The following is a 22,364-nucleotide window of genomic DNA, read 5'->3' as shown; positions in this document are numbered from 1 at the left end:
CAAGCGGATAGGAGAGGTAGTATGGATTTAATTTTAATGGGTCTTCCAGGTGCAGGGAAAGGAACACAAGCTGATCGAATTAAGAGTGAATACAACATTCCTCATATTTCAACTGGCGACATGTTCCGCGCTGCTATTAAAGAGCAAACTGAACTTGGAGTGAAGGCAAAAGGTTTTATGGATGCTGGGGAATTGGTTCCCGATGATGTGACGATCGGTATTGTAAAAGAACGTCTTTCTCAAGACGATTGCAAAGATGGATTTCTTCTTGACGGCTTTCCACGTACGCCAGTACAGGCACAAGCGCTTGAAGACATTCTTTCTGACCTTGGCCGGTCGCTCGACTACGTTCTTAACATTGATGTCCCTAAAGAAAAGCTCGTTGAGCGTCTTGCGGGTCGTCGTGTTTCACCTACTTCAGGGAGAACGTATCACGTGATCTACAACCCACCGAAAGTCGATGGCGTTTGTGATGTGGACGGCAGTGAATTGATTCAACGTGAAGACGACAAACCGGAAACGGTTGAAAAACGTCTTGATGTGAACATTGAACAGCAACAACCATTGAAAGATTTCTACACGGATAAGGGCTACCTTAAGGACATCGATGGCGATCAAGACATTCATGTTGTCTATGAACAAATCGATAAGCTCTTGAAAGGTCTTCGTGCATGATTATAACGAAGACTGAACGTGAGATTGGCATCATGAGAATTGCTGGTCAAATCGTTGCTGAAACACATGCTGTACTGAAAGAGCATATCCAACCTGGAATTACCACTGCCGAGTTGGATAGAATTGCCGATTCTTACATTCGTTCACGTGATGCAGAACCATCATTTAAAGGGTATCATGGGTTTACTGGGAGTATATGCACTTCTGTCAATGAAGAACTCGTTCACGGGATTCCGGGAAAGCGTGTTTTGAAAGATGGGGACATTATCTCCATCGACATTGGTGCTAAATACCAAGGGTATCATGGTGACTCTGCTTGGACGTATCCAGTAGGTACGATCAATGAACGAGACCAAAAACTTTTGGATGTCACCCGGGATGCCTTGTACGAGGGTCTTGCAGAAGCAAAACCTAAGGAAAGGCTCTCCAATATCTCTCATGCAATTCAAAGATACGTCGAAAAGCATGGGTTCTCGGTAGTCAGAGAGTATGTGGGACACGGTGTTGGGCAAAACTTGCATGAAGAGCCGCAAATTCCACACTACGGACCACCAGGCAAAGGACCTCGTCTTAAGCCTGGAATGGTGTTGGCAGTAGAACCGATGATTAACATGCAAGAACGTTATGTTCATACCCTCGACGATCAATGGACCGTGGTCACTTCAGATGGTGCAAATTGCGCACACTTTGAGCACACCATTGCTATTACAGATACAGGCTATGAGATATTGACTCTAGCCTAACAAAGGAGTTCATGATGGACGAAACAGCTTATCATCTCGGTGAGGTTGTTTGCGCCTTGAAAGGAAAAGATGCTGGCAATCATTACATTGTCGTGTCGATTCTCGATGTTCACTTTGTTCGTGTCGCAGATGGTGATGGTCGTAGGTTTCAGACTGCAAAGAAGAAGAACATACGCCATTTACGGAAGATGGGGTATATCGCTTCTGAGGTTAAGAAGAGCCTCGAGCAGACAGATTCAGTGACCAATGCCAAAATCCGTCACGGGTTGATTCAGTATTGCAGGGAGAAACCTGTTATAATAAAGGAAGGAGAGTAATCCATGGCCAAAGATGATGTTATCGAAGTAGAAGGCACAGTCATTGAGCCGCTACCAAACGCGATGTTTCGTGTCGAGTTAGAAAATGGACACAAGATCCTCGCGCACGTATCTGGTAAAATTCGAATGCACTTTATTCGTATCTTGCCTGGAGATAAAGTCACTGTGGAGTTATCTCCGTATGACTTATCACGTGGGCGAATTACGTATCGTTATAAATAAACGTCACAGTTTAGCAGACGTGGGCCTCCCAAAGGATGCCGATCATGAAGGAGGGAAACAGGATGAAAGTCAGACCGTCCGTCAAACCGATCTGTGAACGCTGTAAGGTCATCCGCCGTAACGGTTCGGTTATGGTGATCTGTTCAAATCCGAAGCACAAACAAAAACAAGGATAAATATCAAGGAGGTGCTTGAATTTGGCACGTATAGCTGGTGTCGATATCCCTCGCGATAAACGCGTTGTGATTTCACTCACTTATGTATACGGTATCGGTAAAGTTACTGCTGAGAAAGTACTTGAAGAAGCAGAAGTTTCTACTGAAACACGTGTACGTGATCTTACTGATGAAGAGCTTGGACGTATTCGTACTGTCGTAGGTAACTACAACGTAGAAGGTGACCTTCGTCGTGAAAAGTCACTTAACGTCAAGCGTTTAATTGAGATCGGATCTTATCGTGGAATCCGCCACCGTCGTGGTCTTCCTGCTCGTGGACAACGAACGAAGAACAACTCACGTACGGTTAAGGGTCCTCGTAAGACGATCGCTAACAAGAAGAAGTAATGGATAAGGAGGTAAATTAAAATGGCTAAACCTAAGACAACATCTCGCAAACGTCGTCAACGTAAGCAAGTAGATGCTGGAGTTGCGCACATTCGTTCAACATTTAACAACACGATTGTAACGATCGCGGATCTTCAAGGAAATGTACTTTCTTGGGCAAGCGCGGGTAACCTTGGTTTCAAAGGTTCTCGTAAGTCAACACCTTTTGCTGCACAAATGGCTGCAGAAAGCGCTGCGAAATCAGCGATGGAGCACGGTATGAAGAGTGTTGAGGTTGCCGTTAAAGGACCTGGAGCTGGACGTGAAGCAGCAATTCGTTCTTTACAAGCAACTGGACTTGAAGTTAATGTCATCCGTGATATGACGCCGGTACCTCATAACGGTTGTCGTCCCCCGAAACGTCGGAGAGTTTAACACCATAGAGGTTTAAATAACCGGAATGTGACTATAATGGTTAGATGTGGGAACCACAAGCATGGTGTACAGTGTTAATCACTGCCTTTTCAGGAAAAAGCGAAGAGACGTGCGATGCACGCCTTTTCGGATTCCGACGTTTTTAAGGAGGAAATAATATGATTGAAATCGAAAAGCCAAGCATTGAAACGATCGAAGTCAGCGAGGATGCTAAATATGGCAAATTCGTTGTGGAGCCTTTGGAACGTGGCTATGGTACGACATTAGGGAACTCCTTACGTCGAATCCTATTATCCTCCCTCCCAGGGTCTGCGATTACCAATGTTCAAATTGACAGTGTTCTTCACGAGTTCTCAACGATTGAGGGCGTTGTTGAAGATGTCACAACGATCATTTTGAACTTGAAAAAACTAGCTCTGAACATTCATTCGGATGAAGAAAAAGTGCTTGAAATTGACGCAAATGGAGAAGGTGTCGTCACTGCACGTGACATCAACCATGACAGCGACGTAGATATCTTAAATTCGGATCTTCACATTGCTACTTTAACGAAAGGTGCACAGTTGCATATGCGTATGACAGCAAAACGCGGACGTGGCTATGTTCCTGCTGAAGGAAACAATCATGAAGATTTACCAATCGGAGTTCTTCCGATTGATTCGATTTTTACACCGGTATCTCGTGTAAACTATCAAGTTGAAAACACTCGTGTTGGTCAAATTACCAACTACGATAAATTGACACTTGATGTTTGGACAGATGGCAGCATCCGTCCTGAAGAAGCCGTTTCTCTAGGTGCGAAGATTATGAACGAGCATCTTAACATCTTCATTGGCTTGACCGATCAAGCACAGAATGCGGAGATTATGGTGGAAAAAGAGGAAGACCAAAAAGAGAAAGTGCTAGAAATGACAATCGAAGAACTCGATTTGTCTGTTCGCTCATACAACTGTTTGAAGCGTGCTGGCATCAATACGGTTCAAGAGCTCACTCAGAAGTCTGAAGAAGACATGATGAAAGTGCGTAACCTTGGACGTAAGTCTCTAGAAGAAGTACAAGAAAAGCTTGGTGAACTTAGTCTCGGTTTACGTAACGAAGATTAAGGATCCACGTTGTTTAGAATGAGTAAAAGTATTGGGCAATGCTTAGCTCTTTCTAAACAGAAGATATAGGCTCAGTTGAAGGAGGGAAACGATTATGGCATACGCAAAACTAGGACGTGACAGCTCTGCTCGTAAAGCTCTTTTCCGCGATCTTGCAACCGATTTGCTTATCAACGAAAAGATTGTTACGACTGAATCGAAGGCGAAAGCTTTACGCCCGATTGTAGAGAAAGTCATCACACTTGGTAAACGCGGAGATCTTCATGCTCGTCGTCAAGCGGCATCATTCATTCGTAATGAGAACGTTAGCGAAGAAAGTGATAGCCAAAACGCAGTTCAGAAATTGTTCAGCGAAATTGGTCCACGCTACGAAGATCGTCAAGGTGGTTACACTCGTATTGTTAAGATGGAACCACGTAAAGGTGACGGTGCACCGATGGCAGTCATCGAACTCGTATAACATTCGTTTTGGGGCAGGACGGGGACCACTTCGTCGCTGCCTTTTTTTAGTTACTTTGGGTTGATGATTGCTTCGCACCGTTTTTATCGATACACTTTCTTTATTGATTACAAAAGGGGGGATTAGTGTTTGTCTACAATTGAGTGTAAGAATGTCTTTTTCAAATATACAGACGAGCAAGATTGGATTATTCAAGATCTCTCCATTACAATTAAACAAGGAGAATGGGTATCAATTTTAGGGACGAATGGTTCGGGAAAATCAACGCTAGCTCGGTTGATCAATGCTCTCTTAACTCCTACTTCAGGAGCGGTTACTGTAGCAGGTAAATCAACAGACGATGAAGGTGAAATATGGAATATTCGTCAGAAAGCCGGTATGGTTTTTCAAAATCCGGATCATCAATTTGTTGCAGCGACTGTGCGAGATGACATTGCTTTTGGTTTAGAGAATGCTGGAGTTGCACGGGATGAAATGCTTAAGCGTATTGCCTCAGCTAGCGAGCGTGTAGGTGTCGATGATCTACTTTTCGCGGAACCCCATCGTTTATCAGGTGGACAAAAGCAACGAGCTGCTATTGCAGGTGTGCTTGCTTTACAACCCGATATTATGATCTTTGATGAAGCAACTGCGATGCTTGATCCTAAGGGACGTAAAGAAGTGATGGCAACGATGAAGCAGTTGCATGAACGAGGTATTACGATCTTAATGATTACTCATGAGCTTGAAGAAGCACTTGAATCGGACCGGGTCGTCTTCATGGAACATGGGAAAATTATCAACGATTCTAAGGCAGAGGAGTTCTTTCAAAAGCCAGAATTTCTCGTTGAACGTGATTTTCATTTGCCTTACTTCTTACAAGTTCAAAAACATCTTGTAGAGAACGGCTTTCAAACGAACTATTTGTTAGATGAAGACGAGTGGGTGAAGTCACTGTGCACATCAAATTCGAGGATGTAACGTATACATATATGCTTGGCTCTCCGTTTGAGAAGAGAGCACTTAATGGCGTTGACGTCTCCATTTCTTCAGGCTCCTTTACTGCGGTCGTTGGTAGCACAGGATCTGGAAAGTCGACGTTAATGCAACATATCAATGGTCTTCTTGTCCCAACGAGCGGACAAGTTACCGTAGACTCTACGGTTTTGCAACCAGGAGTAAAGCGAAAAGTAATTAAGCCGCTACGAAAAAAAGTCGGAATGGTATTTCAATACCCAGAACACCAATTGTTCGGTTCAACGGTTGAAGAGGATATCCTCTTCGGTCCCATTCAACATGGAATGTCGGTAGAGCGGGTAAAAAGGCGACTTCCGGAGCTCTTAAACTTAGTCGGATTACACGAAGATTATCTTCACGAGTCTCCATTTCAATTAAGTGGTGGGCAAATGAGGCGGGTAGCCATTGCAGGTGTGCTCGCAACAGAACCTGAGGTACTAATATTAGATGAGCCAGCTGCTGGGCTTGATCCTTCGGGTCACCGAGCGTTATTACAATTGTTTAGAAGTTGGCATGAGGAACACGGATTAACGACGGTACTCGTTACCCATGACATGGAAGATGCAGCGAATTATGCGGATGATGTGATTGTCATGAATGAAGGCAGCGTAAAGTTACAAGGAAAACCGATCGATGTGTTCCGAGAAGTTGAATCGCTTACAGCTATGAACTTAGCAGTACCACCTGCCGTTCGAATTGGGATGGCGCTTCGCCGTTCCAACTGGTCGATAGATGTAACGAACCAATCGTCAGAACAACTCGCTGAGCAGTTGATGACAAATTGGCCAGAAAAAGGGGGACATTAGTGTGCTCCAAAATATCGTAATTGGTCAATATGTTCCTGTTGAGTCCCCGATTCATCGGTTGGACGCTCGCTCAAAGATTTTAGCGGTCCTACTTATGGCCGTTGTTGTCTTTTTAGCCAATGATGTGATGACAAATGCGATCCTCGTTACATTTGTGAGTTTGCTCGTGTTGTTATCCAAAGTGCCTCTTCGATTTTTCATAAAAGGCATGCTTCCCATTTTCATATTGATAGCTTTTACATTCATTTTGCATGCGTTATTTACGAATGAAGGAGAGGTACTCTTTACGGTACTTGGGTTTTCTGTCTATAGCGGGGGAATTATTCAAGGTTTATTTATTGCGATTCGTATAGGAGCACTCGTCATCATTGCGTCACTATTAACATTAACGACGTCTCCCATCGATTTGACCGATGGTTTTGAAGCTTACTTGAGACCGTTCAAACGGTTTGGGGTACCTTCGCACGAAATCGCATTGATGATGGCGATTAGCATAAGACTGATTCCGACGTTATTGTTAGAAGCGGATCGGATTCTTAAAGCGCAGTCTGCTCGAGGAGCAGATTTTACGAAAGGTTCTTTAAAAACGCGGTTAAATACGATGACAGCATTCATCATTCCACTTTTCGTCCGTTCATTCAAACGTGCAGAAGACATGGCGACAGCGATGGATGCACGGGGGTATCGAGGTGGCGAGGGGCGCACGAAGCTGCGTATTCTCAAATGGCAAGGAAAAGATACAGTTGCCATTGTTTTAATAGTGTTATTCGGGTGTACCCTTGGTATACTTCGTTACGTGTAAGAGGTGAGAAATGATGCAAAGATGGAAAGTGAAAATCGCTTATGACGGCACAGAATTCTCTGGATGGCAAGTTCAACCTGAAAAGCGAACGGTTCAACGGGAAATCAATAGTGCATTGGGGCGTATTCATCAAGGTCAGCAAGTGAACGTCACGGCATCGGGACGAACAGATGCCGGTGTGCACGCTAAAGGACAAATCATTCACTTTGATTCCCCTTTACAAATTCCGGCTGATCGCTGGTCAAAAGCATTGGGTGCCCACTTACCAGATGATATTCAAATCATCGAGTCTGTCCCGGTACCCGCGGGTTTTCACGCGCGTTTTGATGCGGTCGCAAAGGAATATCGTTATTTTGTGCGATGTGGTCAAGAGCGGGATGTATTTTCGCGACACTATGCTCACCACGTTTACAAACAGCTTGATGAAAGAGCGATGCAATCAGCATTGGATCATTTAGTTGGGACGTTTGATTTCTCTTCTTTTTGCGCGAGCAATACGAATGTCGTCGACAAAGTTCGTACCCTCTTTGAGGCGAGGGTTGAACGCATCTCGGACGATCAAGTTGTGTTCGTTTTTCGGGGCAATGGGTTCTTGTATAACATGGTGCGGATTATAACCGGAACTGCGTTAGCCGTTGGTACTGGTGAAAGAGATACAGGTGAGATGGTTACGATTCGTGATGCGCGGGATCGAAGGTTTGCTGGAAAGACAGCGCCAGGTCACGGTCTGTATTTATGGGATGTATACTATAAAGATGTATAGCAACAAACAGGCTGTCGAACAGTCTGTTTTTTTGTTGATTCTGTTGTGGAGTAGAGGACTGTAGTATATAATTTAGATATTAGAATATTTAGTCTTATATAAATATAAAATTGTAAGCGCTCACAAGGAAGGGAGAGAGTCCGTGTGTCACGATTTGATCATAAAGTTGCAGTCATAACGGGAGCAGGAAGTGGAATTGGGGAAGCGTTAGCTAAGATTATTGCGCGAGACGGAGGGACGGTCGTACTAGTTGGACGTACAGAGTCTAAGCTTGAGAACGTGGCTAATGCCATTCGCGAAGAAGTAGGTGAGGGTCGTGCCATAGTGCATCGAGCAGATGTAACGAAGTCAGAAGACATTGAAGCGTTAACGTCCGTTCTGCAAGAGCGATATGGTTCAGTTGATGTGCTCGTTAACAATGCAGGTGGATCATCAAACAAGACGAACATCTTTGAAATGAGTGAAGACGATTGGGTGAAATCCCAAGATGTAAACTTAAAGAGTGTGTTCCTCGTATCGAAGAGCATCGGACAACTTATGAAGAACAATGATGATCAGAAAGATCGTGCGATCGTCAATGTGGCGTCCTTATCTGGGCATAAAGCGGGTGCGCATATTCCACACTATAGTGCTGCGAAAGCTGCGGTCATGAATTTCTCAAGAGCACTTGCTTATGAGCTTGCTCCTTATCAAATTCGAGTAAACAGTGTATCTCCTGGTTTTGCTCGTACAGACCTTACGAGTGCAGGGTTAACGAATGATCGCTTTGTTAAAGCAATCGAGAAGAACACTGCTCTTTCACGAGTCGGAACGGCTGATGAAATTGCGAATGTCATTGCTTTTGCCGCTTCAAGTGAAGCTTCTTATATGACAGGTAGCGATTTACTCGTTGATGGTGGTTGGTTACTTACGTAAGATTATAATCTAATTTAGGGTGAGGTGGTTCATTTTATGTTTACTAGACACTATGATCACTGGCCAGAACGTACACCAAAGCGCTTGAGCATTCCTGAAACAACTCTTTTGGATAATCTAGCTATTAGTGCGAGGCGTTACCCGAATAAACGAGCAATTATTTACTACGATCAAGAAATTACCTATCAACAGCTGTACGAAGAGCAAAAGCGAGTAGCGGGTTATTTGCAACACGAGCTCGGTGTGAAAAAAGGTGATCGTGTTCTAATTTACATGCAGAATAGCCCGCAATATGTCATTGCGATCCACGCTATTTTGCGTGCAGAGGCGATTGCAGTGCCAATTAATCCGATGATGGTAACAGAAGAAGTGAAGTTTCCGATCGAAGATAGTGAGGCGACCGTTGCATTTGTCGGTCAGGAGTTGTTTGAGCGTATTAAACCACTACTTAACATGACGCCTTTAAAGCACGTCATTCTTGCTGCTTATTCTGAGTATTTACCAGAGTCTTGCGAGTATGAGTTGCCTGATGTTGTAAAGGCACCACCGATTGGGAAGGACTCGAACCATATTTCTTGGCAAGAAGTACTGAGGTACGATCAAGCGCCTCTTGCATATAAAGGTGAATCAGGTGATTTGGCCGTACTCCCTTATACGTCGGGAACGACGGGATTGCCAAAAGGCTGCAAGCATACACACAAAACCGTACAAGCGAATGTCATGTCAGGTAGCCATTGGGGCAATGGATCACCAGAGGCAGTGGCACTAGGTGGACTACCGTTGTTCCACGTAACAGGACTCGTTCATTGTATGTTCGTTCCGATTCATTTAGGGGGAACAGTCGTGTTGATGACCCGTTGGAACCGAGACGTTGCTGGGAGGTTAATTGAGAAACACGAGTGTACAAACTGGACGAATATCTCGACGATGGTCGTTGATTTTTTAGCCAACCCCAACTTATCAAATTATAACTTAAGTAGTTTGTTAGCAGTGAATGGAGGCGGTGCAGCGCTTCCGAAAGCTGTCGGTGAGAAGCTCTTTGAAGTAACTGGGTTGCGTTATGCAGAAGGGTATGGTCTTACTGAGACGATCTCAACGACGCACTCGAATCCGATCGGTAAAGCGAAGTTACAATGCCTAGGCATTCCGAGCTTTGATGTCGATAGTCGAGTTGTCGAACCACTTACATTACAAGAATTAGGTCCAGGACAAGAAGGCGAACTTCTCGTGAATGGCCCTCAAGTGTTTAAAGGGTATTGGAATCGGCCAGAAGATACGGCTCAAGTCTTTGTCGAACTTGATGGCAAGACATTTTTTAGAACAGGTGACATTGTGACGTACGATGAAGATGGATACTTCTATATTGTCGATCGTGTAAAGCGGATGATTAATTCTTCGGGATTTAAAGTCTGGCCTGCAGAAGTAGAGTCCAAAATGTATGCTCATCCAGCGGTGCAACAATGTTGCATCATCAGCACACCTGACGCAAGACGAGGAGAAACCGTGAAAGCGGTCATTATCTTAAATGACGGTTATGAATCAACGACCGAGCAAGAGATCATTGATTGGGCGAAGGAAAAGATGGCAGCCTATAAGTACCCTCGAGTTATTGAATTTACAAAAGAACTGCCCGTTTCAGGCAGCGGAAAGATTCTTTGGAGAAAACTGCAAGACGCTGAACTTCAAAAATCAAAGTCGTAATCGAAAAGGGGAGTAGTGATGAATTCACATGTAGAAACGGTCACAGGTCGATTGGCAATTGGAGATCTAGGTAAGACGATGATGCATGAACATTTCATCTTTGGCTACCCAGGCTTTGAGGGTGACGTGACGCTCGGGCGTTACGACCGTGAAGAAGCATTACGAGTTGGTATTGAGGTATGTGAGAAGTTGCAACAATTTGGGGTGAACACCGTGGTGGATCCGACGCCAAACGATTGTGGGCGTGATCCAGAGATGCTTAAAGAAATTTCTCTGCGCACTGGAATGAACATCGTCTGTGCAAGTGGTTATTATTATGAAGGTGAAGGGGCGCCAGCCTACTTCAAAGCACGAGTGGGATTAAGCAATGCCGAAGAAGAGATTTACGAGATGTTCTATAAGGAAGTCACAGATGGCATCGCTGGGACTGGTATCAAGCCAGGAGTTATTAAGGTAGGTTCCAGTCGAAGTGTGATTACAGAATATGAACAGATGTTTTTCAGGCAAGCCGCACGAATTCAAAAGGAAACCGGCATACCGATTATGACGCATACGCAAGAAGGAACAATGGGCTATGAGCAAATCGAGCTTCTTGTTGCGCACGGAGCAGATCCTGCAAAGATTGTGATCGGTCATATGGATGGTACGACGAACATTCGTGATCATTTGCGAGTATTAGAGCGGGGTGTGACGATTGGATTTGATCGTTTTGGCTTGGAAGGTCTAGTAGGTACACCTCGTGATGAGGAAAGAAAAGCGACTCTTTTAGGGTTACTTGCGATGGGCTATGAAGATCAGATCATTCTCTCCCATGATACCGTGAATTATTGGCGGGGTAGACCATTCCCTGAAAGCGATTTCATGATGAAGGTTTTAGAAAAGTGGCATGTAGGTCATCTATTCGAAAAGATCTTACCAGACTTACAACAGTCCGGTGTTACAGACAAGACATTAAACCAGATCTTTACAGGAAACCCAAGTCGAGTTTTTAAGGGTCAACCAATCAGCGTGAAGCCTTTATAGAAGCGGGTTTTGAGCCATCTCATAAGAGGTGGTTTTTCTTTATCAATTTTGCTTATAATAATTGACTTTGGTCTAGAACTATTATATGATGTTAGTTGGCATTTCAAACTCCACTGCCCCGGAGAATGAAATAAACGAGAACAACAAACTGATTGTTAAATAAATAAATGAATGATCTTGAACGAGGAGGTTCCACCATGCGTACAACTTATATGGCTAAAGCAAATGAAATCGAACGTAAATGGTACGTGATTGATGCTGCAGGTCAAACTCTCGGACGTTTGGCTAGTGAAGTTGCTTCAATCCTACGCGGTAAAAACAAACCTGAGTTCACTCCACACGTTGACACAGGTGACAATGTCATCATCATCAATGCTGAGAAAATCGAACTTACAGGTAAAAAGTGGACAGACAAAGTTTACTATCGTCACAGTGGCTATCGCGGAGGGATTAAATCAACCCGCGCGATCGACATGCGTCAAAACAAGCCAGAGAAAATTATTGAACTTGCAGTACACGGAATGCTTCCAAAGAACGCACTCGGTCGTCAAACGATCAAGAAGCTTCACGTATACGCAGGACCAGAGCATAAGCACGAAGCACAAAAACCAGAAGCTTACGAGCTACGTGGATAATTAAGAGGAGGGTTTGAATTGACAGCTTTGCAATATTACGGTACAGGCCGTCGTAAGAACTCAACTGCTCGTGTATTCGTCACACCGGGCAGCGGTAAAGTAACGATCAACAAGCGTGACATGGATGAGTACTTCGATTACGAAACACTCAAGATGGTTGTTCGCGCACCATTTGTTGAAACAGGAACAGAGAACCAATATGACATTAAAGTTAATGTTCATGGTGGTGGATTCACAGGTCAAGCGGGAGCGATCCAACTCGGTCTTTCACGCGCACTTCTTGAAGTTGACCCAGAATACCGCAGTACACTTAAAGAAAAAGGCTTCTTAACTCGTGACTCAAGAATGAAAGAGCGTAAGAAATACGGTCTTAAAGCTGCACGTCGTGCACCACAATTCTCGAAGCGTTAAGCAACCGATTCGAAACAGCCAGAAAGGGTTTTCCCTTACTGGCTGTTTTTTTGTGTTCAGTTTTAAGATGTTGCTTTTTTCTTCGATGTTGATGTCTTTGTAGTCGCTGGCTTTTTGGCAGCGGCTTTTTTCTTTGTTTTTGGTTTTGGTTGGTTCTTCTTTGCTCGATTAATGGACTTCTCTAGTGCTTCCATAATATCGGTGACGTTATCAGGTGTTGACGTTGTTTCTTCTGATACAGTTACTTCTTCAGCGGATAGCTTTTCTGCAATTAGCGCTTCTAATTTGATTCGGTAATCGTCTTGATACTTTTCTGGTTCAAATTCTGTGGTGAGTTGTTCGATGAGTAATTTGGCTGTATCGAGTTCTTTCTTTCCGATTTCTTCGCTTTGTTCAGGGATGTTAGGGATGTCTTTTGTAGACCGCACTTCATCAGGGAAGTGAATGGTTTCGACAACGAGAGCGCCTTGATAAACACGAATAACAGCAAGTTGTTCTTTTGATCGGATCATCATTTTGGCGATGCCGATTTTTTGAGTGTCTTTAAGCGCCTCTCTTAGTAACGCATAAGCTTTTGATCCTCCTTCATTAGGGGATAAGTAGTAGCTTTTACTAAAGTAGATGGGATCGATATCATCTAGTTGCACGAAGTCAATAATCTCAACGGCTTTGTCTTCTTGATCGTTCTTTAATTTCTCAAGTTCTTCGTCATCGAGAATGACGTATTTGTTTTTTGAATACTCATAGGCTTTTACGATGTCATCATTTGAAACTTCTTCTTCGCAGTTCGGACAGACTTTCTTATATTTAATCGGGGTTTTGCATTTTTTGTGTAGCTGACGTAGTTGAATATCTTTGTTGTCAGTCGCTGCATGCATTTTTACAGGGATGTTAACGAGTCCAAAGCTAATTGTGCCTTTCCACATCGTGTGCATGATGCATCCCTCCTTATAAGAAGTAGTTTGGATTTGGGAAGATTTTTTATACGAGTGGAATAGTAATTTGCAGGAATTAACACAACCTACTCATAAGGTGGTGAACGATGATGGATGTCATGAAACCCATTATAAGTGAAACAGTTCCAACAGGAGATGAATGGTTGTATGAAATCAAGTACGACGGATTTCGGTGCCGTCTGGTTTGGACACAGGAGACGGTTACACTGCTTAGTAAAAACAATCACGATTTGAATGAGCGGTTTCCGGAAGTGGTGGAGTGGTGCAAGTCGAATGTTCAACATGTAAAAGACTACTTACCTGTTGAAATTGATGGGGAACTCGTCGTATTGAATCATCGTTATCAAGCAAACTTTAACCTCATGCAAACGCGTGGGCGGATGAGAAGTGCTGAGCGGATTCAAGAAAGGGCGAAACTAAGACCTGCGACTTTGATGGCGTTTGATCTTACTCGGTATGCTGGCGTAGAGATACGTGATCTCCCACTTGAAAAGCGTAAGAAACGGCTTGGAACAATCACGAATTGCATCCCTAATGACGATCGCTTTTGTGTTGTTGAGACATTTACCGAGCTTTCTGTTATAGAAAAGTTTGTGTTTGATTATCAATGCGAAGGGTTGGTTGCGAAGAAGAAAGCGAGCGTTTATCAAAAAGGAAAGCAACATCACGATTGGTTAAAGATAAAAAACTGGCGTGTCATTCAGGGGATTATAACACAGTATAATCCGAGCAATGGCTACTTTGCAGTGCAAGCTTATGAGGATCAAGGCTCTTCATTAATTACGATTGGCAAGTGTAAGCACGGTTTACCAAGTGAGTCCTCTTCGATGCTCCATGAACTTTTTCACAAAAAAGGTGAAGAACAAAACGGGGAATACCTTTTACCACCTGCAGTAGTCGGGAAGATTCGCACGTTAGGTGTAGCGTCTGGAGAGATGCGTGAACCTGAATTTGAACGAATCGAACCGAGCGTTCAAGTGAAGAACTGTACAGTGTCCCAAGTAGAACTTGATTTGGCACAGTTTCCGACGGGTGTTCATATCAAGAATTTGCAAAAAGAACTTTGGCCTCGTCTTTCGAAGAAAGATTTGTTGATTTATATGCGTCGTATTTCTCCATACATGCTGCCATTTCTTAAAGACAAAGTATTGACGATTATTCGAGCTCCTGATGGGGTCGCGAAGGAAACGTTCTTCCAAAAACAAATTCCGGATTATGCTCCGCTTGATTTATTAGAAACGACTGAGTCAAACGAAATTGTTTGTAACCGATTAGAAGGTCTTCTTTGGCTAGCCAATCATGGTTCAATTGAGTATCACGTTCCGTTCCAGCGGGTCTGTTGCGAGCAGCCCAATGAGATTGTTTTTGACTTAGACCCACCAAATCGAAACCATTTTTATTTAGCGATTCATGCTGCTCAACTTCTAAAGCGAATTTTAGATGATCTTGACTTAATCTCTTTTGTGAAAACATCAGGCAATAAAGGCTTGCAAGTATTCATTCCGATCAAAGAAGGAAGTGTAACGTATGAAGAGACGGCACTGATTACCGAAGGGATTGCAAACATATTGGTTGAGGCTCATCCGGACAACTTTACGACGGAGCGACTGAAAAAGAATCGGAACGAACAACTGTACGTTGACTATGTGCAGCATGGGAAAGATAAAACGCTTATAGCTCCATACAGCCCAAGGTTACAAATAGAAGGAACCATTTCTACTCCGTTATATTGGCATGAACTAACCGAGGACTTAGACCCGACAAACTATACATTGAGCAATGTCGTGACACGTGTGCTCGACATCGGCTGCCCTTTTGCGACGTATTCCGCGGCTCGGGAGCAACAACGAATGGAACCATTACTGCGTTTAGTAAAGTGAGTCTAGCCTTCCCTCACATTTTTACTGTCTTTGTTTAGTGGAAGTAAGGGAATAGTAAAAAAACAAGGAGGGTGCTCAGTTCATGATTGCGATGATTGTTGGAACATGTATGGTTGTCATTTACGGCTTTGCTTCATTTGTTGGGCAAAGTATGAGCCTTTTTTAAAACTTAGCTGTCATAACAGCTTTAGCCGCACTAATAATTTGAGGGTTTGTGATTCGATCGAATACCTTCACCAGTTCATGTAGAGAATTTAGAAACTAATCAAGAGAAGGATTGAAGGACGAAATGGGGAAAGAGTTTGCTGCTGTTTAGTGCGCCGTTTTTTGTGGCGTTAATTGTCTCATTTATATTGTTTTGGTTTGATATCATGACCTTGTAAAGAATAGATTATACCGCTCAAATGTTTCCCGTGAAACATTTCCTAATGGCATTCCCAGTTATGAATTAAAGCGATCTTCTCATACTAATTAGTGAGGGGGGAGCAAATGGGAGCTGTTGTATCGTTTCAAAAAGAAAAGCGAGCTAGGGAATGGGAGATCGAGAAATCGTTGCTTCATACACTTAGCATGGATGATCTCGTTCGTGCTTCGGAACAGTTTCTCGTCCCAATTAACGAGAAGTTCCGTTTTCGCCAATCCTTTTTAGAAGAAGTGTGTATGGATGTTGCGATTGAAACGTTTTTATATGCTGCAAAAGCTGGTATCAGTGAAGCGAAAACAAAGAAAAAACAAGCAGACCCTAATCATCTAGAGTCAAGAATTACAGAGCTAAACTTGTTTATCTCTGACTGGATTCAAGATGATTCCGTCGACTCTAGAAAGGTACTCGAAGGCGCTTCGCTTTACGTTTCGTATTGGTGGAATCTCGGCTTTCAAACAGGTTTTCATCGGGGGAGAGTTAAGGCTTAGGGGATAGGCATATGCCTGTCTCCTTTTGCATACATTGAACTATCCCTTCGTAAAGGATGTTTGAACATGAAAAAACGAATGAAGTTTGCTTGGGTGTTAGTCATACTTTTTGCAGGGTTGATGGCTTACAGTATGTATGCCCTTTTTTCTAACGAAGATACATCAACGCTTGAAATGCCTTTAAGTGGAAATGTCATTATTTTAGACGCAGGTCACGGTGGTGTTGATGGAGGTTCGGTGGCGAAGAGCGGTACGTTAGAAAAAGATGTAGCACTCGATATTTCTTTGAAATTAAGGGATTACTTACAAGCTTCTGGGGCGCTCGTATATATGACGAGAGAAGGTGACTCTGATCTTGCCAATGAAAGTACGAGAGGTTTCTCAAATCGAAAAACTGAAGATTTGAAAAAACGAATAGAAATCATTAACTCGTCGAATGCGGATTACTACGTTTCACTCCATCTAAATGCAACGCCATCTTCAAAATGGCGAGGAGCGCAAACGTTCTATAACCGTACATTTGAAGAAAGTAAGCTTATGGCAGAAAGTGTTCAAGGTGAAATGGTTCGGCAATTAGAGAATACGAATCGTTCTGCTTTGCCGATTCATAATATATTTTTAGTGGACCGTGCTGAAATTCCTGGAGTTCTTGTTGAAGTAGGTTTTTTATCGAACGTCCAAGAAGCGGCTGATCTTGGCACTGAAGAATATCAGGACAAAGTAGCGGCGAGTATTTATCAAGGAATGCTACGGTATAAAGTTCCAGAATTAGCAGAAGAGAATGAGGCAGGAAACTAAAACCAACCTTTCAGGTATGATACAATAGTGTCGGTATACACTTGAAGGGAAGGTGTCAGGGTTGTTAAACGAAAAAGAAATCATTGAAGTACTTAAACCAATCCAAGATCCGGATTTGAATAAAAGTATTCTCGAAACGGGCGGAATACGAGAAGTAAAGATTAAGGGCGAAAACGTAAGTTTGAAAATTGCCTTAGCCCAAACAGGTACAGGCGGTCAGATGAAGGTTCAGCAAGACATCGTTGCCATTGTTAAGAAGCTAGGAGCGGACAGTGTTGGCTTACGTTTTGAGCAATTGACTGATGAAGAGATTGAACAACATCGTGACCCAGAACAAGAAGCAAAAAGTGCCGGTCTTCTAGATCCGGATAACAAAGTTAAATTTATTGCCGTTGCAAGTGGAAAAGGTGGCGTCGGGAAATCAACAGTATCCGTTAACCTTGCTGTATCGCTTGCACGAGAAGGTAAAAAAGTCGGAATCGTTGACGCAGATATTTATGGATTTAGTGTTCCGGATATGATGGGGATTGAACATCGTCCTACCGTTGAAGGTGACAAAATCCATCCTGTTGAGCGCTACGGCGTAAAGGTCATTTCAATGGGCTTCTTTGTAGAGGATAATGCTCCTGTTATTTGGAGAGGACCAATGCTTGGAAAGATGCTTACGAACTTCTTTAAAGAAGTTACGTGGGGAGACTTAGATTATCTAATTCTAGACTTGCCACCAGGAACAGGTGACGTTGCCTTAGATGTTCACACGATGCTTCCTGAATCAGATGAAATTATTGTAACAACACCACATGCAACAGCTGCTTTTGTAGCTGCACGTGCTGGCGCAATGGCGATTAAGAGTAACCATCGAATTCTCGGCGTTGTAGAGAACATGGCTTACTTCCAAAGCCAAGCTACAGGAGAGAAAGAATATGTATTTGGTCAAGGCGGTGGTGAACGTCTAGCTGAAGAATTAAAGACAAACGTTATTGGACAAGTGCCACTCGGTCAACCAGATATTGACGAGAATGATTTTGCGCCGTCAGTTTATGCAGCAGATCACCCAATTGGCGAAATTTATGGAGAGATTGCTCGTCGAGTGATTGATAAGAAGGAATCTCAATAAATAAAGAAGAGTAAAGTCTAAGGGCTTTACTCTTCTTCACTTTCATTAGAATTTTCATCTTCTGAGCTTGACTCACGATCGTTGCCTTCTTCAGATTCAGAGCTACCCCCGCTTTCACTTGCGATTTTTTGTAAAGAAGCTTGGAAGCGTGGGTTTTGCATGGATTCTTCAATAACGGTCATGATTTGTTCTCTAAATTCTTTGCTTTTCATGAGTTCAAGCGTTGCTTGTTCCATTTCTGGGTCGTGCATAACTTCCATCATCATCGTTTGGTAATCAGGATCTTTCATGAGGCGTTTTAACACTTCCTCATTTTTCGTTTGCATGCTGTCGGCCACTTTAACGCCAAACTTAGGATCATCAATGAGTTGCCCCCAAAAAGCTTTTCCTTCTTCAGATGTCAAGGTATCGTGGATCGTATCTTGGACGAACGACTGTTCCATGACGAGTGAAGTTTGGAATTCTTCTTCTGTAAGAACCTCTCGCAATGCTTGTTTTCCTTCTTCGGTTTTAATGACATCAGCGACCATTCGTTTCGTTTCATCATAATCAGCTTGTGCTTCGCCTTGATAAGCTGCACATCCTGTGAGAAGAAGTGCCATCGTAAATACAATGAGTATAGATAAGTGCTTCTGCAACAACAGATCCCCCTTTTGCTTTTCGCTTACTTTGTGCAAATGGTGACAAAATATGCAACGCTTTTAAGGTGAACTGGCTTTTTGTCAATGGGCTTGTTAGAATTAAAAGGGTGTGAATCTGTACTAAGGGATGATCGTGTGAATACTAGAAAAGTTGTGTTTTTATTCTTCACGACAATGATAGTCGGTGCAGTTGGCGGTGCCATTGTCGGTATACCTTTAAGATGGGATGCTTTCCAGGGTGAAGGGTTCTGGAATTTCTTCTGGGGAACGATATGGATGCTTGGAATTGGAGCTGCCATTAGCATTGTTGCACAAATGGGTTACTTTGCTTACTTAATCTTGCATCGCTTTGCGTTATCGCTATTTAAAACCGCAAAGCTTTGGAATTTGGTTCAAGTTCTTTTAATTGCATTTGTATTTTTTGATCTTGTCTATTTGCGTTATATTGCTTATGCAGATGGTGAACCTTGGACTGCCTATTTATTAACGCCGACATTGTTGCTTATATACGCGTTACTGATTGCCTATTGGAAGATGAAAGAAACGAATTATACAGCATTTATTCCAGCAACGTTCTTTATGTTTGTCATTACGACAATTGAGTGGGTACCTGCGTTAACGGTTCAACAAGTCAACGATAGCGAATGGCTTTGGATTTATCTTGCGCCATTGTTATTTGCGAATACGTATCAATTAATTGCGCTACATCGTATTCAACGTTCAAAGAAATAAGTACGACACGAGCAGACGCTCGTGTTTTTTTATGCGTATTTTTAAGGGAAACGGGTATGGATAAGGGAACGTTAAAAGGGGAGTTATTGAAATGAAAACAATCGACTATGATGTTTTAGGTGTGGGCATTGGACCGTTCAACCTAAGTTTAGCAGCTTTATGTGAAGAGGGGACCGATTTAAACGTCGCTTTTTTTGATGAGAGTCCGGAATTTAGATGGCATCCAGGAATGTTGATCGATCGAACGGACTTACAAATTTCTTTTCTTGCCGATCTTATTACTTTGGCAAATCCGAAGAGCGCGTATACATTTTTGAATTATGTTCATGAAACAAATCGTGTGTTTCCGTTTTATTTTTTTAAAGAGTGGAACATTCCTCGTAAAGAGTACGAAGCGTATTGTCGTTGGGTAGTAGATCAATTAGAAAATTTACATTTTAACAAAAGGGTTATTGAGGTCATTCCTCACGAAGATTATTTCATGTGTGGAATCGTAACGATGGATACAGGTTCGGTAAATTACGTCACAAGTAAACACGTTATAGTCGGGACGGGCAGTGAGCCGATGTTACCTCCTGGTATTGAAGATAATAAAGATCAATCATTGATCCATTCAAGTTCGTATACGTTTCATGCAGATCGTGTTAAAGAGAATGATTCGATTGTTGTAGTCGGTTCGGGGCAAAGCGCGGCAGAAGTTTTTTATGACTTACTCGAATCACAAAAAGAAAACAGCTACGAGTTAAGCTGGTATACACGTTCTCCAGGATTCTTTCAATTAGAAGAAAGTAAGCTCGGTCAAGAACAATTCACACCAGACTATGTGGATCATTTTCATCAGTTGCCATTTGAGCAACGGCAAAAAACACTTGAATCATTAAGTAATCTGCGGAATGGCGTAGAAGGGAAAACGTTGCATAATATTTATGAGCTACTGTACCATCGAACATCAATCAATGATATTCCAGTTACCATTCAGTCCTCTACTGAAATTGTAGAAGCAAAAGAGGACGAAGGTGGCTACAACTTGTATTGTAAACATGGACAAACCGAAGAAGAATGGAATGTGCATGCAAAGGCTGTAGTTTTTGCGACAGGTTACAAACCGAATATTCCAACGTTCCTTGAAAGCATGAGTGATGAGCTTGTCTATGAAGCGGAAGGGTTGCATAAAGTAACAAGGGATTATCGTTTAGTTTTTAAATCTGAGCGAAATGTTAACTCGAACCTATACATGTTGACGAACTTAGAGCATTCGCATGGCACGAGTGCAACGAACTTAGCGCTATCGGTTACTCGAAACTTGGAAATTATTCAGTCAATCACCGAGCAACATTCGTATAAGACCGATCGTAGCAGCCCTTTTCAACAATTTTAAGAGCAGTTCTTATGTGAACTGCTCTTCTGCTTACAAATTACATTTCTTCGTAACTCGCCTCTGCCCCACTAATTAACATTTCAAGTGATACGAATTCGTAATTCGCATCTTGCAATTCATCAATAATAAGTGGCAAGGCTTCTACGGTTTGTTTCGCTGAGTCAGATGCATCAAGCATAATAACGTCACCGGGCGATAGTACTTCTTGGATGTTTGCTAAGATTTCATCGACACCAGGGTTTTGCCAGTCTTTCCCGTCAGTAGCCCAGTGAATGACAGAATAACCGAGGTTTTCAGCTGCATCGAGAACGTCTTGATTAAAAATACCTGCAGGAGGTCGGAAGAACACAGGTGCTTCACCAATCGCATCTTTTATGCTTTCGTGTCCTTGCAACATATCTCTACGCATCTCCTCAATTTCTTGGTCAGGGTAAGGCTTGAATCGGTAGCCGTAGTTCCCGACCTCATGTCCGTCATCAATCATTCGCTGAAGTGTTTCTAAATGGCGCTCCGACCAGACACCAGACACGAAGAACGTAGCATCTACATTTTTATCTTCAAGTATATCTAAGATCGGTTCAACATTCGCTTCCCCCCAACTTACATTAAACGTCAAACTTGTTTTCTCATCATCAATATCAGCACTAGAGAATGCAACTGAACCATCTTGACCTGAGAATACGGCTAAGAATGGTCGATCCATTAGAAGAATACAAGCGGTACAAAACGCAACCATTGCGATAAATAAATACTTTTTCCCTCCCCGACGATTAACGACGTAAAACTGAGCCATTGACAACCCCTCCTTGTACAAAGCATTCCTTAGGTTATCTATATGAGAAAGCGGACAAGATATAACTAAAAAGGAGGCGCCAGATGATTGGTTTATTAATTACAGATATAGAAGAGATGGAGTTAAGAGATTTGTTAAAAGAAGAATTACATCGAGTAAGGAAGAAAGAGGAGCAAGCAAAAGCAGAAGGGGGTATCGGAAAGAGTATTGAGGAAAAGAGGAGGATTATTGAAGAGTTGTATCAGCGTATGGCGACAAAAGAAGAGATAAGAAGATATAAATCTAAGAAATTCTAAAAAAAACTTCAAAAACCCTTGCATAATATGGGGGATAATGATAAATTAAATATCCGACAGTCAGGAAAGCAACAATAAAAAGAGCTCACAAAAACTTTTCAAAAAAAGTTATTGACGAAGAGCTAAGCCTGATGGTAAGATATTCCTTGTCGCTAAGAAAAGCGAAACGGTCACAAAAAACTTTTCAAAAAAGTTGTTGACACGAAACGCCAGAAAGTGATAAGATAATAAAGTCGCTGTCACAACGACAGCAACGCAAAACAAGCAAAACAATTGCCCTTTGAAAACTGAATGAAAGTTAAGCGAATTAAA

General features: G+C 42.6%; 28 protein-coding genes. 25 read left to right on the top strand and 3 right to left on the bottom strand.

Annotated elements, in window-relative coordinates:
• The first annotated feature begins 21 nt into the window (after positions 1-21).
• The 18 genes from JOD17_RS18275 (at position 22) to rpsI (ending at position 12,549) form a co-directional block, all read left to right on the top strand.
• Positions 22-675: an adenylate kinase gene (locus tag JOD17_RS18275; RefSeq protein WP_204699455.1), complete on the top strand. Its 654-nt coding sequence runs from the start codon at positions 22-24 to the stop codon at positions 673-675.
• On the top strand, positions 672-1,418 hold the full coding sequence (map, locus tag JOD17_RS18270; protein ID WP_042360796.1) for a type I methionyl aminopeptidase: 747 nt from the start codon (positions 672-674) through the stop codon (positions 1,416-1,418). The genes JOD17_RS18275 and map overlap by 4 nt, the downstream gene beginning before the upstream one ends.
• Before the next feature lie 14 nt (positions 1,419-1,432).
• A complete protein-coding gene (locus tag JOD17_RS18265; protein WP_204699454.1) occupies positions 1,433-1,735 on the top strand; it encodes a KOW domain-containing RNA-binding protein in 303 nt (100 codons plus the stop codon).
• 3 nt (positions 1,736-1,738) lie between these two features.
• A complete protein-coding gene (gene infA, locus JOD17_RS18260) occupies positions 1,739-1,957 on the top strand; it encodes a translation initiation factor IF-1 (protein WP_042360798.1) in 219 nt (72 codons plus the stop codon).
• A 62-nt stretch (positions 1,958-2,019) separates the two neighbouring features.
• On the top strand, positions 2,020-2,133 hold the full coding sequence (gene rpmJ, locus JOD17_RS18255) for a 50S ribosomal protein L36 (protein WP_081831858.1): 114 nt from the start codon (positions 2,020-2,022) through the stop codon (positions 2,131-2,133).
• Between the two features lie 21 nt (positions 2,134-2,154).
• Complete coding sequence (rpsM, locus tag JOD17_RS18250) at positions 2,155-2,520, top strand: 30S ribosomal protein S13 (RefSeq protein WP_042360799.1); 366 nt, start codon at positions 2,155-2,157, stop codon at positions 2,518-2,520.
• 21 nt (positions 2,521-2,541) lie between these two features.
• On the top strand, positions 2,542-2,934 hold the full coding sequence (rpsK, locus tag JOD17_RS18245; RefSeq protein ID WP_042360800.1) for a 30S ribosomal protein S11: 393 nt from the start codon (positions 2,542-2,544) through the stop codon (positions 2,932-2,934).
• Between the two features lie 158 nt (positions 2,935-3,092).
• Positions 3,093-4,037, top strand: coding sequence for a DNA-directed RNA polymerase subunit alpha (locus JOD17_RS18240; RefSeq protein ID WP_042419931.1), 945 nt, complete (start codon positions 3,093-3,095; stop codon positions 4,035-4,037).
• 94 nt (positions 4,038-4,131) lie between these two features.
• On the top strand, positions 4,132-4,497 hold the full coding sequence (rplQ, locus tag JOD17_RS18235; RefSeq protein ID WP_042360801.1) for a 50S ribosomal protein L17: 366 nt from the start codon (positions 4,132-4,134) through the stop codon (positions 4,495-4,497).
• A 129-nt stretch (positions 4,498-4,626) separates the two neighbouring features.
• On the top strand, positions 4,627-5,457 hold the full coding sequence (locus tag JOD17_RS18230; protein ID WP_204699453.1) for an energy-coupling factor transporter ATPase: 831 nt from the start codon (positions 4,627-4,629) through the stop codon (positions 5,455-5,457).
• Positions 5,433-6,299 carry an energy-coupling factor transporter ATPase gene (locus JOD17_RS18225; RefSeq protein ID WP_204699452.1) on the top strand — a complete coding sequence of 289 codons (867 nt, stop codon included), beginning with the start codon at positions 5,433-5,435 and terminating at the stop codon, positions 6,297-6,299. The genes JOD17_RS18230 and JOD17_RS18225 overlap by 25 nt, the downstream gene beginning before the upstream one ends.
• Position 6,300: 1 nt before the next feature.
• Positions 6,301-7,101, top strand: coding sequence for a CbiQ family ECF transporter T component (locus JOD17_RS18220; RefSeq protein WP_204699451.1), 801 nt, complete (start codon positions 6,301-6,303; stop codon positions 7,099-7,101).
• A 13-nt stretch (positions 7,102-7,114) separates the two neighbouring features.
• Positions 7,115-7,864 (top strand): tRNA pseudouridine(38-40) synthase TruA, encoded by a 750-nt coding sequence (truA, locus tag JOD17_RS18215; protein WP_204699478.1) that lies wholly within the window; start codon positions 7,115-7,117, stop codon positions 7,862-7,864.
• A gap of 144 nt (positions 7,865-8,008) precedes the next feature.
• Positions 8,009-8,779 (top strand): glucose 1-dehydrogenase, encoded by a 771-nt coding sequence (locus tag JOD17_RS18210; RefSeq protein WP_204699450.1) that lies wholly within the window; start codon positions 8,009-8,011, stop codon positions 8,777-8,779.
• Between the two features lie 36 nt (positions 8,780-8,815).
• Positions 8,816-10,480: a long-chain fatty acid--CoA ligase gene (locus JOD17_RS18205; RefSeq protein WP_204699449.1), complete on the top strand. Its 1,665-nt coding sequence runs from the start codon at positions 8,816-8,818 to the stop codon at positions 10,478-10,480.
• Between the two features lie 18 nt (positions 10,481-10,498).
• A complete protein-coding gene (locus JOD17_RS18200) occupies positions 10,499-11,503 on the top strand; it encodes a phosphotriesterase family protein (protein WP_204699448.1) in 1,005 nt (334 codons plus the stop codon).
• 197 nt (positions 11,504-11,700) lie between these two features.
• The gene (gene rplM, locus JOD17_RS18195; RefSeq protein WP_204699447.1) at positions 11,701-12,138 is read left to right on the top strand and encodes a 50S ribosomal protein L13; all 438 of its coding nucleotides are present in this window, start codon (positions 11,701-11,703) and stop codon (positions 12,136-12,138) included.
• Between the two features lie 18 nt (positions 12,139-12,156).
• Positions 12,157-12,549, top strand: a complete 393-nt coding sequence (gene rpsI / locus JOD17_RS18190; protein WP_169967233.1) for a 30S ribosomal protein S9 — start codon at positions 12,157-12,159, stop codon at positions 12,547-12,549.
• Positions 12,550-12,611: 62 nt separating this feature from the next.
• On the opposite strand, the gene ku is transcribed toward rpsI, so the two are convergent.
• Positions 12,612-13,484 carry a non-homologous end joining protein Ku gene (ku, locus tag JOD17_RS18185; RefSeq protein ID WP_204699446.1) on the bottom strand — a complete coding sequence of 291 codons (873 nt, stop codon included), beginning with the start codon at positions 13,482-13,484 and terminating at the stop codon, positions 12,612-12,614.
• Positions 13,485-13,591: 107 nt separating this feature from the next.
• Here ku and ligD point away from each other — a divergent pair, with 107 nt between their 5' ends.
• From ligD to JOD17_RS18165, 4 genes are all read left to right on the top strand, one after another.
• A complete protein-coding gene (ligD, locus tag JOD17_RS18180) occupies positions 13,592-15,385 on the top strand; it encodes a DNA ligase D (RefSeq protein WP_239575714.1) in 1,794 nt (597 codons plus the stop codon).
• 489 nt (positions 15,386-15,874) lie between these two features.
• On the top strand, positions 15,875-16,297 hold the full coding sequence (locus JOD17_RS18175) for a DUF2521 family protein (protein WP_204699445.1): 423 nt from the start codon (positions 15,875-15,877) through the stop codon (positions 16,295-16,297).
• Positions 16,298-16,363: 66 nt separating this feature from the next.
• Complete coding sequence (cwlD, locus tag JOD17_RS18170) at positions 16,364-17,095, top strand: N-acetylmuramoyl-L-alanine amidase CwlD (RefSeq protein WP_204699444.1); 732 nt, start codon at positions 16,364-16,366, stop codon at positions 17,093-17,095.
• A gap of 61 nt (positions 17,096-17,156) precedes the next feature.
• The gene (locus tag JOD17_RS18165; RefSeq protein ID WP_204699443.1) at positions 17,157-18,212 is read left to right on the top strand and encodes an Mrp/NBP35 family ATP-binding protein; all 1,056 of its coding nucleotides are present in this window, start codon (positions 17,157-17,159) and stop codon (positions 18,210-18,212) included.
• Between the two features lie 26 nt (positions 18,213-18,238).
• Here the strand turns inward: JOD17_RS18165 and gerD are convergent, their stop codons facing one another.
• Positions 18,239-18,850 (bottom strand): spore germination lipoprotein GerD, encoded by a 612-nt coding sequence (gerD, locus tag JOD17_RS18160; RefSeq protein WP_204699442.1) that lies wholly within the window; start codon positions 18,848-18,850, stop codon positions 18,239-18,241.
• A 138-nt stretch (positions 18,851-18,988) separates the two neighbouring features.
• Between gerD and JOD17_RS18155 the strand changes: the two genes are divergently transcribed.
• The gene (locus JOD17_RS18155) at positions 18,989-19,585 is read left to right on the top strand and encodes a KinB-signaling pathway activation protein (protein ID WP_042420130.1); all 597 of its coding nucleotides are present in this window, start codon (positions 18,989-18,991) and stop codon (positions 19,583-19,585) included.
• A 91-nt stretch (positions 19,586-19,676) separates the two neighbouring features.
• The gene (locus JOD17_RS18150; RefSeq protein ID WP_204699441.1) at positions 19,677-20,963 is read left to right on the top strand and encodes a lysine N(6)-hydroxylase/L-ornithine N(5)-oxygenase family protein; all 1,287 of its coding nucleotides are present in this window, start codon (positions 19,677-19,679) and stop codon (positions 20,961-20,963) included.
• 37 nt (positions 20,964-21,000) lie between these two features.
• Here JOD17_RS18150 and JOD17_RS18145 read toward each other — a convergent pair whose 3' ends face one another.
• Positions 21,001-21,756 carry a polysaccharide deacetylase family protein gene (locus JOD17_RS18145; RefSeq protein ID WP_204699440.1) on the bottom strand — a complete coding sequence of 252 codons (756 nt, stop codon included), beginning with the start codon at positions 21,754-21,756 and terminating at the stop codon, positions 21,001-21,003.
• Between the two features lie 83 nt (positions 21,757-21,839).
• Here JOD17_RS18145 and JOD17_RS18140 point away from each other — a divergent pair, with 83 nt between their 5' ends.
• Positions 21,840-22,052 (top strand): hypothetical protein, encoded by a 213-nt coding sequence (locus tag JOD17_RS18140; RefSeq protein ID WP_204699439.1) that lies wholly within the window; start codon positions 21,840-21,842, stop codon positions 22,050-22,052.
• Positions 22,053-22,364: the final 312 nt, after the last annotated feature.

It is taken from the genome of Geomicrobium sediminis (genome assembly GCF_016908595.1).
In the GTDB taxonomy this organism is placed as follows: domain Bacteria; phylum Bacillota; class Bacilli; order Bacillales; family Marinococcaceae; genus Geomicrobium_A; species Geomicrobium_A sediminis.
This window is presented reverse-complemented; position numbering and strand designations above follow the sequence as displayed.